The sequence below is a fragment of the Rheinheimera soli genome, assembly GCF_031457405.1.
Taxonomy (GTDB): domain Bacteria; phylum Pseudomonadota; class Gammaproteobacteria; order Enterobacterales; family Alteromonadaceae; genus Pararheinheimera; species Pararheinheimera soli_A.
This window is the reverse complement of record NZ_JAVDWR010000001.1, coordinates 663,314-672,679: the sequence shown is the minus strand read 5'-3', so window position 1 is coordinate 672,679 and position 9,366 is coordinate 663,314. Positions and strand designations below refer to the sequence as shown.

Genomic DNA, 9,366 nt, shown 5'->3' with positions numbered 1-9,366 from the left:
CCTTTAGGGTCGCCCGCTGGCATTGGTATTTTAGCTATTCATCCACTGCTGTACTGCCGACACCAACTCATCCGGATGGAACTTGGCAATAAACTGATCGGCACCGACTTTTTTCACCATGGCTTCGTTAAAAACGCCACTTAAAGAGGAGTGCAGAATAATATGCACATGGCGTAAATGCTCATTGGCTTTTACTTCAGCTGTTAAGGTATAACCATCCATTTCCGGCATTTCGATATCAGAAATAATCAGCGGGACTTTGCCTGAGATATCACCGCCCAACTCCTGCGCTTTGGCTTCGAGCCAATTCAGCGCCAGGCGGCCATCATTCACAGTTTCAACATTAATACCTATGGTAGATAAAGCACGTTTTACCTGATTACGGGCTACAGCTGAGTCATCTGCCACTAAGACAGTTAAATCTTTAAAGTCTGCGTTTTTAGCTTTGTCTTTCACTGCTTCACTGACAGTTTCATCTACCGGAGATATTTCGGAAAATACTTTTTCCACATCAATAATTTGCACCAGCTTTTTATCTACTTCAGTCACAGCAGTTAAATAATGTGAACGGCCTGCACCATGAGGCGGAGGTAAAATTTGCTCCCAGTTCACGTTAACAATACGGTCTACACCACCGACTAAAAAGCCCTGGGTATTACGGTTGTATTCAGTCACCAGAATAAAAGCATTGGATAAATCGGAAATAGGTTTACCACCAGTGGCCTGACTTAAATCTATCACTGTCACAGGCACACCACGTAAATGCGCTATGCCACGCACATGAGGATTGGCACCCGGCAATTCGCTGAGTTCAGGGCAACGTATTACTTCACGCACCTTGAATACATTAATGCCATAAGGCTGAGGCCCATGCAGACGAAACATCAGAAGTTCGAGGCGATTTTGACCGACAATATTGGTGCGCTGGTCTACTGAATTCATCAAACTGGTCATACGATACACCTCTTCTTACTAAAATTTTGTCGCCCAGACAGGCTTTATGGCACCAACACAGAGTAGTACTGACTTAGCTAATCGACTAAATATCAGATTTACTTAACTTTTATTTTAACCCAGGCTCGCTTTATTATACATACAGCTTTTGGTGACACTCTTGATCTGCATCATAGCTTACCGCCTCAAAATGAAAAATACGATAAAAACTAAAATTTAGCAACAATGTACCCACAGAGCTGACACTACAAAACAGAAAAAATGCGAATGAGTTAATAGCATAGCTGGCATACCACAGATAAACAGCGGAAAAAATAAACTTTATATCAATAAAGTAATGGGCTCAGACTGTGACAAGGGGAATAAAACCAGACAAAAACCAATGCAGCTAACCAGGCTCATATTTCTGTTTTACCGGCAGTTTTAACATCACAGAGGTCTCCTTGCTGTCTGACAACCAACTCACCTCTGCACCAATAGCTTTAGCCCGGTGTAATTGACTGGCAAGCCCCCTGCCACCGCTTTGAATGGCGTCAGTCAGTTCAAACCCACCACCATTATCAGTCACTGTAACCACCACAGAATCCGCGTCAAGACGGGTGCTTAGCGTCACTTCTGTGGCTTTGGTATGTTTAATAATATTGGTGAAAGCTTCCTGCAAAATCCGTAAAACGTGTAACGAACTTCTGGGATCAAGCCAATCCAGCGGCGGGATCTGCGCCACTTTCCACTGCAAACGAATGCCGGTATTTTCAAGCCTGGCCCCCAGACGAAACCTCAAAGTGGCCAGCAGCAGCAATAAATCGTCATCGACAGGCTCTATTGAATCAATAGCCAGTTTCAAATCGTCGATACAATCTTTCAGTACACCAGCCAATTCACCCGACTGCATTTTGCCATTTTCAACCACTCGTAAGGCACTGACCAGAGACGAACCTAAGCCGTCATGCATTTCCTGCATCAGCCTTTGTCGTTCCTGCTCCAGCGTCTGAGATTTTTCAATAGCACGCAATTTTGCATTGCTGTTGGCCAGTTCAAAGGTCATGGTAATAGCGGACAATGTTGTTTTAGTGCTGTTCAACAGCTGGCCCAGCAAGGCAAAAAAGTACAGAAAACCCGCCATAGCCAAGGAATGGTAAATAATGTCTTCCATAAACCAGAGCTTAGAAATGATACCTGTCACTTGCGGCAAGGCAAAAGCAAGATAAAACAGCGGAACAGGCGACAAGGTTGCCAGACTCCCCCCTAACATGCCGGCAAAAACCCCCATCACTAAAATGCCTTCAACGTCACTGACATTACTAAGTACCAGCCAGCTCAGCAGCCCCCAGGTGCAACCGTCAACCAGATGCAGTACGGTATATATCATGGCTTTACGCCGGATTTTCACCTCAAGCCTTGTGCGGTTCAGACAATACCAGCTGTAGAGTTGCAGCAGCAGGTTGGATGAAACAGCCCCAGCCGCCCACCAGTGCAGGTAAGGCGTATTGACTTCATTCGAAAGTGTCCACCATACCAACAAACAAATGGGAATGATCACCAGAGTGCTGCGAAAGTGCCGCATGACCAAAGTGAGTTGTTGCTGCAAGATCTGTGGTTCTGCCAGACGAAACGGGTTATGCATATTCAGGCTCAGCTCAGTACAGAGTAAGTTTCACTCTTGTGATTAAAAACAACAGCTTATTTATCCAGTAACCCCTGGATCCTCGCTTCATAAATAGCTTCAGTTTTAGAGTTTACTTTCAGCTTGGCGTAAATACGTCTGATAAACGTCAGTACAGTGTGATGAGAGACGGCAATTAAAGCCGCAATTTCATTGGAGGTAAAACCTTTGGTGATTAACTCCAATACCTCCTGTTCTCTGGCTGAAAGCGTAACACAGCTGTCATCCGCCTTCACAGGAGCTTTATTCATCAATGCCTGATCTGGCCGGAACCGCATCAGTATTTTACGGGCGATCAGCGGACTGATAGGGCTGCCACCCGAGTGCAAACTACGTAGTTCACTGATTAAATTTTGTTGGCTGCTGTCTTTTAATAAATAGCCAGTGGCCCCGGCTTCAAGCGACTTCATCACATTGGATTCATCGGCAAAGGTGGTGCTGACCATAATGTTGCAGGTAGGCCATTGCTGATAAGCCTGTTGCACCAGCTTGATACCAGAACCATCAGGCAAACCCAAATCGACAATTAATATATCTACTGGCGGCGCTTTGAGTAGTTTTAAACCTGCTGACAGAGTTCCGCTGACTGCAACTAAAGCCATATCTGGCGCCAATTTCAGCGCTTCTGCAACCGCCGTCTGAAAACCTGTGTCGTCATCCACTAAGGCAACTCGCACAACGGACGGATTAATTTGCTGCGGCATAGAAGAAAACTACCTCAAAAGATGAAAAGGCTATCCTTGTTTATCACTTTATCGGCGTAAAGGAAAAACACTCTGTTTTTCACTGTCGTTGCCAAATGCTGCTCAGCAGTGCTGTTGGGTAGTACTCCAAACAGATAGTCGAGTATAGCCTAACTAAATTGTTGTTTAGCCTTCAATTTGTCACTAGTTCTAGTGACAGACTGACTCCTGACTGAGCGCCTATGATGAATGTCAGTCGAGATGGCAAAACAACAAAAAGCGCCACAGGATAAAACACAGGGTTACTCGAAATCCAATGTGTTTATCAGGCCAGAGGAGCTGTACCCATGCTAAAACGAGGTCCGTTTCCACCGGGACAGCTGTACCCTTTTGCACTCTCACTGGCGGTTTGTAGCTTAGTGGCCTGTACAGCCAACACCACTCCTTTTGGTCAATCCGGTCACCTGAGTGCTGAAGCAGTTGCCAGCCAACGTTACCTGCAAAAACCTTATGGTCCTGTGCAACAAAATTTGACTGAAGGTATAGCGGCTTTAACCCAGGGTAATGCAACAAAAGCAAATCAGGCCTTTAATACAGCTATTTCTTTGGATATGCACAATGCGGCTTTACATACAGCCAATGCATTGGCCTATCAAATTCGCAGCCGCCATGGTGAACGGGATTTATTTGAACTGGCTGAAACCGGTTTTCTGATCGCACTGGAGCAACAGCACGACTCACAAAACGCTGTGTTACAGCTGGCTCATTTGTACCTTGAACATAAAAAATATAAACAAGCTCAGCTTGCTGCGGCCTACGCCCTGAAGCTGGATGCCGCTGATCCGGAATCCTTACAGTTGCTGGCCAGCGCTTCTTATTATCTGGGTGAAACTGAACTGGCATTATGGGCAGTACAACGACTGCAAAACATTGCGCCTCAGGATGCCACCACAAACCGGATCTCCCTTCTTATTTACAGTTCAGCCGGATTAACGGCTGACGCCATAAAGCTGTACCAGAGTGTGCAGCAGAACCTCAATGCACAAGACCAGCAAAAACTCAGTCAACGTCTGACACAGTGGCAAAGCTCGTATCAATTCAATGATACGAGCCAGTTGCCTGATGAAAAGAGCAACATAGTGCCTCTCCCTCAGCCCGCAGCTTCAGTAAAGACAACTGATGCATCAGGCCCGGTGATGTATGCCTGGTCTGACTGTGTACAACGCCTGACACCAGTTGCAGAAACATCAGACACAGATTCAGGTTCAGACGATTCACCAACTCAAGGTGTGGCAGTGGATGAAACCAAAGTATTGCCCAGCCTGCCCTCACCTTGTTTAGGACGGCCCTTGCCACAAATGGCGGTCATTGATGTGGTGATTTTGCGCAACAACCAGCTTAATACCTCCAGCACAGGGTTAAATTTGCTGGATAACCTGGCGGTCAGCATTCAGAACACCACCAATAAAGTAACCACTACCACCTCAGGTGAACCCGGCATCACCAACACCACCTTAACCAGAGATATAGGTTTGGGTACTTCAGCAGGCGGTGCTATTGCCTATTCGCTGAATATTGCCAATGTGACAGAACAAACCACCGAAGTGGTAGCCCGCCCCAGCTTATTGGTGCTGGACAGGCAGTCTGCACAGTTTTTCTCAGGATCAAATATTGCAGTGGGGCTGGCTGGCAGCGATGGTGGCTCAAGTTCATTTAATCAAATCAATGTGGGGGTCAGTCTGTCGGTTACCCCTACTTTTATTGACGACGAACATATGCTGTTGAACGTCAAAGCCGCCCGCACCTTTTTTGAACCTATCACCGGCTCTTCCACCTTCTCGCAATCCGTTCAAACCTCAAGAAATACGGTGTCCGCCGCCAGCAGTGTCAAAGTCAATGAAACCCTGATTTTATCCGGCCTGGTGGAAAGTGAAGTCATTTCCGGCAGTTCAGGTGTGCCTTTGATTAAAGATATTCCGGGTGTAAAAAACCTGTTTTCAAGAAATACCCAACAGTCCTATAAAAAATCTGTGCTGATCCTGATCACCCCACGAAGGGTGCCAAGCTACGACAGAACACTGCAAGGCGCCGAAACCTCAGAGATACAAGCCGAAGAGCCTGCAGAAAGCATGAAAGAGTTGCGCCAGTTGGCCCACAAAGAACTCAGCGAAAAATGGCCTGATCTGATGGCCCGTACTCAACCTATGTCTCGCAAAGTTCGTGCTTTTAACGCCAGAACCCATGATATCCAACTGGATGACTGGTTTGCCTTGCCACGGATGCAAAACATTTTACAAGAGGTGACTGAACCTTAAATCAGCACGACCTGATGTATTTATTTTGGAGTTTTTTCACAGGATGAACACTTGATCGCTGGAAGTTGTGCTCATCCCGCCCAACCACAACCGGAGTTACACAATGAACTTAAAGAAACATTTCACGTTATCTATTGCTGCAACAGCAGTGCTTTTATTAACTGCAGGCCAGGCTCATGCTCAGTCAGGCTCACGCCTCTGCGGTTTTATTTCAACAGATACAGCAGGTAAAGTAGGCCTGTTATACGAAGCCAGAACCAAAGATGCTTCATACAAAAAGCAATGTGATGAAGCCATCAGCAAAATGAAGCAAAAAATTGAAACTACTGCTGAGCTGAAAGCCATGAACTGGCAGGAAGTAAAACGCTGGACATGTGAAGACGTAGGTAACAAAGGCTTTGTCAATCCGGGTGAAAGCTCTGACATCTGCGAAAAAATGGAAGCCAAAGTAGGTTACAAAGTCGTCAAAAAAGGCCCTGCAGCAGCCGAATACACCAAGCAATAATTGTTTTGTCTGAAGCCCTGTAGGGAACAGAGTTAACCTCTGATCTTCAGCGGGTTGCGTATTTTTCCGGCAACCCGCTTATTGTTTTTGTACTTCCTGCCGCACTCTGTTCAGCCCTTGCTTCTGATTTTCACTATCACCCTGGCTTTAATTTTTATTTGGCCTGAGCTTAATTTGTTTTAAGCTGTCAGCGGCAGAACAAAAATCATGGAACTCATATGAAAATCAAAGCATTAAGCCTGCTGACTTTGTTAGCTTGCTCAGGCCCGGTTTGGGCGGATAAACAGTATTCTTACACTATTCTGGTCGACAACGGCGTCAAAGCCGGCGAACAGATAGTCAAAATCAGTGACAGCGGTGACATCAGCGTTCGTTATATTTTTAAAGACAATGGCCGTGGCCCTGAACTGGATGAAAAAATCAGCTTAAACAAAGAAGGTTTTATTCAGGACTATCAGGCCAAAGGCAATACCACTTTTGGCTCTGTCATTAATGAAAGCTTTAAAGTTGAAGGCAATAACGCCAGCTGGAGCACAGGCCAGGAGCTACACAAAGCGCCTTACCAGAACAACGCCTTGTATCTGCCGGTCGACGGCTCGCCTTATCTGTCTTCTATTGCCATAGCTGCTATGGCGAAAAGCGGCAAAAACTCTTTGCCTTTATTACCCAGCGGCACTTTAACCCAGCAAGTCGTCAGCGAACTGATGGTAGATAACGGCGGCGAAAAACAACAGGTTCAATTGCTGGTGCAAACAGGAATAGGTTTTGAACCTAACTTTGTCTGGGCCACCCAAGGCGAAAACCCCAGGCTTTTTGCTTATTTAGCACCTGGTTACCTCACTCTGATTGAAGAAGGCTGGCAGCACAATGCCAAAGCCATGCTGACTATCCAGCAGCAGGCAGAAACAGCTTTACTTGAAAAGCTGGCGCAATTGCCGAAAAAGTTACAAGGCCTGACGGTGGTTCGTAATGCCCGTATTTTTGACAGCCAAAGCCTGAAACTAAGCGCAAGCAGCGATATTTACCTGCTGCGGGGCAAAATCACCAGCATAGTGCCAGCCGGAACTTTACAGAGCCCGGTACAACATGAAATTGATGCCTCCAACCGTATTGTGTTACCAGGCCTGTTTGATATGCATGGCCACTTGTCCCGTTGGGAAGGCCCTTTGCATTTGGCCGCAGGTGTTACCACCTTAAGGGATATGGGCAATGACAACGCCACCTTGCAGCAAATGATGGATGAAATCAGTGCCGATCAGCTGTTAGCGCCAGCCATAGTGCCCACAGGTTTTCTCGAAGGTGAAAGCGCCTTTTCAGCCCGCAATGGTTTTGTAATTAAAGATTTACCCGAAGCCAAAAATGCAATCGACTGGTATGCGGCCCATGGTTATCCGCAGCTGAAAATTTACAACTCCTTTCCAAAAGAGATCCTTAAAGACACTGTAGCTTACGCCCATAGCCGTGGTTTGCGGGTCAGCGGTCATGTACCGGCATTTTTAAAAGCCGAAGACGCCATAGCAGCAGGTTTTGATGAAATTCAGCATATTAATCAGCTGATGCTGAATTTTTTAGTCAAAGCCGACACAGACACCCGCACCTTAGACAGATTCTACCTGCCTGCCCAACAAGTGGCCGACTTAGATTTACAGGGCAAAGCAGTGCAGGATTTTATCCGGTTGCTTAAAACCAACAAGGTCACTGTTGATCCCACACTGGCGACTTTTGATTTCCTGAAAAAAACCGACGGCACTGTGGGTGAACCCTGGCGCGCTATAGTCACACACCTGCCGCCTGATATTCAGCGCTCTTATGCCCGCGCTGAACTGGATATTCCTGATGCAGCCACTGCAGAGCGTTATGCCAAATCCTATGCCAAAATGGTTGAGTTTGTAGGCATGATGTACAAAGCCGGCATTCCTGTGGTAGCAGGCACAGACGAACTGGCAGGTTTTACCTTACAGGGTGAACTGGAGTTATTAGTCAAAGCCGGCCTGACGCCAGCCGAAGCTTTACAGGTCGCCACCCTAAACGGTGCCCGTTACAGCAAAGTGGAACAGCACAAAGGCCAGATTAAAGTGGGTTTTGACGCCGACTTATTGCTGGTCGATGGCGACCCAACCAAAAACATCGGCGATATCCGTAAACTGGCGCTGGTGATCACCCAGGGCAAAGCCATGGTGCCTTCGGATTTATACCGCCAACTGGGTATAGAACCTTTTGTCAAAGAGACTGTAAAAATCCGCGACTTTGCCACAGAAACAGCACAAGGCGGTGGCAAAACCCGGCAAGGACACCGGCATTTGCATTAAATTCCATAGAAACAAGGGGCGATCTTTATGGTCGCCCGCTGTCCTAACGGCCTGACTTCGGCACATTTTGCATAGACTTCAACTGCTACCCGAATGATATCCAAATGTCTTAACGGGCCTGACTTCGGCCCATATTCCACAGAAACTGTAGGGTGCGACCTTTATGGTCGCCCGTTGTCTTCACGGCCTGACTTCGGCCCATATTGCATAGTATGGTAATGGCTTATTATGAGCCACTGGAGTGAAATCCAGACCAAAATCGAGGAACTTATTGAATAAATAGTTCAGCCACGTATAGTGATCAGGCTTTGGCAGAGAAACGAAATGCTCTTTAAAAAACAGTTACAAAGGCGTTAAAAAAATAGCAAACTTTGTACCTATAAAACAGTGCGATAAATTTGATTGCAAGCTGTTGATTTTGTTAAAAGAAAAAACAGCTTGGAGCCAAAGCACTGCCCCGCCAACTAAGGGGATTAAGACATTAAGCTCGGTCTCGGTGTAATCCTCTGGCGCCAAAGCACTGCCCCGCCAACTAAGGGGATTAAGACCAGGTGACAGCGCATTTATTGCATTCCAAGCAAGCCAAAGCACTGCCCCGCCAACTAAGGGGATTAAGACGCAGCTGATACCTGCCACTTGCCGTTTTGCCAAGCCAAAGCACTGCCCCGCCAACTAAGGGGATTAAGACTCAGGTGTAACGCCTTCACGCCATATGTATCTTGCCAAAGCACTGCCCCGCCAACTAAGGGGATTAAGACATGATGACCGAGCTTCTTATTACACCGTTAATAACGACACTGGGGGTCAGGTCTTGAATCCTGCACGCATTAGGGCCAAAGTGCTGCCCCGCCAAATCAGGGGATTAAGACTCTTCAATTGCCTCTTCTACTGTAGTGTTTTTGCCAAAGCACTGCCCCACCAAATAAGGGGATTAAGA

6 protein-coding genes and 1 CRISPR repeat array (1 of these 7 running past the window's edge) are annotated in these 9,366 nt (G+C 46.7%); of the genes, 3 read left to right on the top strand and 3 right to left on the bottom strand.

Features of this window, described 5'->3' with window-relative positions:
* Window positions 1-30 precede the first annotated feature (30 nt).
* The 3 genes from J2W69_RS03035 to J2W69_RS03025 all read right to left on the bottom strand — a co-directional run bounded on the left by J2W69_RS03035 (window position 31) and on the right by J2W69_RS03025 (window position 3,321).
* On the bottom strand, window positions 31-954 hold the full coding sequence (locus J2W69_RS03035) for a chemotaxis protein CheV (RefSeq protein ID WP_310274436.1): 924 nt from the start codon (window positions 952-954) through the stop codon (window positions 31-33).
* A gap of 388 nt (window positions 955-1,342) precedes the next feature.
* Complete coding sequence (locus J2W69_RS03030) at window positions 1,343-2,578, bottom strand: sensor histidine kinase (protein ID WP_310274434.1); 1,236 nt, start codon at window positions 2,576-2,578, stop codon at window positions 1,343-1,345.
* Between the two features lie 56 nt (window positions 2,579-2,634).
* On the bottom strand, window positions 2,635-3,321 hold the full coding sequence (locus tag J2W69_RS03025; protein ID WP_310274432.1) for a response regulator: 687 nt from the start codon (window positions 3,319-3,321) through the stop codon (window positions 2,635-2,637).
* A 326-nt stretch (window positions 3,322-3,647) separates the two neighbouring features.
* Here J2W69_RS03025 and J2W69_RS03020 point away from each other — a divergent pair, with 326 nt between their 5' ends.
* The 3 genes from J2W69_RS03020 (at window position 3,648) to J2W69_RS03010 (ending at window position 8,429) form a co-directional block, all read left to right on the top strand.
* Window positions 3,648-5,615 carry a type II and III secretion system protein gene (locus J2W69_RS03020; protein WP_310274430.1) on the top strand — a complete coding sequence of 656 codons (1,968 nt, stop codon included), beginning with the start codon at window positions 3,648-3,650 and terminating at the stop codon, window positions 5,613-5,615.
* Window positions 5,616-5,718: 103 nt separating this feature from the next.
* Complete coding sequence (locus tag J2W69_RS03015) at window positions 5,719-6,120, top strand: hypothetical protein (protein WP_310274428.1); 402 nt, start codon at window positions 5,719-5,721, stop codon at window positions 6,118-6,120.
* A 218-nt stretch (window positions 6,121-6,338) separates the two neighbouring features.
* Entirely contained in the window at window positions 6,339-8,429 is a 2,091-nt protein-coding gene (locus J2W69_RS03010; protein ID WP_310274426.1) for an amidohydrolase family protein, read from the top strand.
* 443 nt (window positions 8,430-8,872) lie between these two features.
* Window positions 8,873-9,366: a CRISPR direct-repeat array (repeat unit 37 nt; unit sequence GCCAAAGCACTGCCCCGCCAACTAAGGGGATTAAGAC) (it continues 310 nt past the right edge of the window).

What these genes read in the sequence shown, in the direction of transcription:
- J2W69_RS03025 (WP_310274432.1), bottom strand. Translation starts at nt 3,321, where the DNA reads ATGCCGCAGCAAATTAATCCGTCCGTTGTGCGAGTTGCCTTAGTGGAT.
- J2W69_RS03035 (WP_310274436.1), bottom strand. Translation starts at nt 954, where the DNA reads ATGACCAGTTTGATGAATTCAGTAGACCAGCGCACCAATATTGTCGGT.
- J2W69_RS03030 (WP_310274434.1), bottom strand. Translation starts at nt 2,578, where the DNA reads ATGCATAACCCGTTTCGTCTGGCAGAACCACAGATCTTGCAGCAACAA.
- J2W69_RS03015 (WP_310274428.1), top strand. Translation starts at nt 5,719, where the DNA reads ATGAACTTAAAGAAACATTTCACGTTATCTATTGCTGCAACAGCAGTG.
- J2W69_RS03020 (WP_310274430.1), top strand. Translation starts at nt 3,648, where the DNA reads ATGCTAAAACGAGGTCCGTTTCCACCGGGACAGCTGTACCCTTTTGCA.
- J2W69_RS03010 (WP_310274426.1), top strand. Translation starts at nt 6,339, where the DNA reads ATGAAAATCAAAGCATTAAGCCTGCTGACTTTGTTAGCTTGCTCAGGC.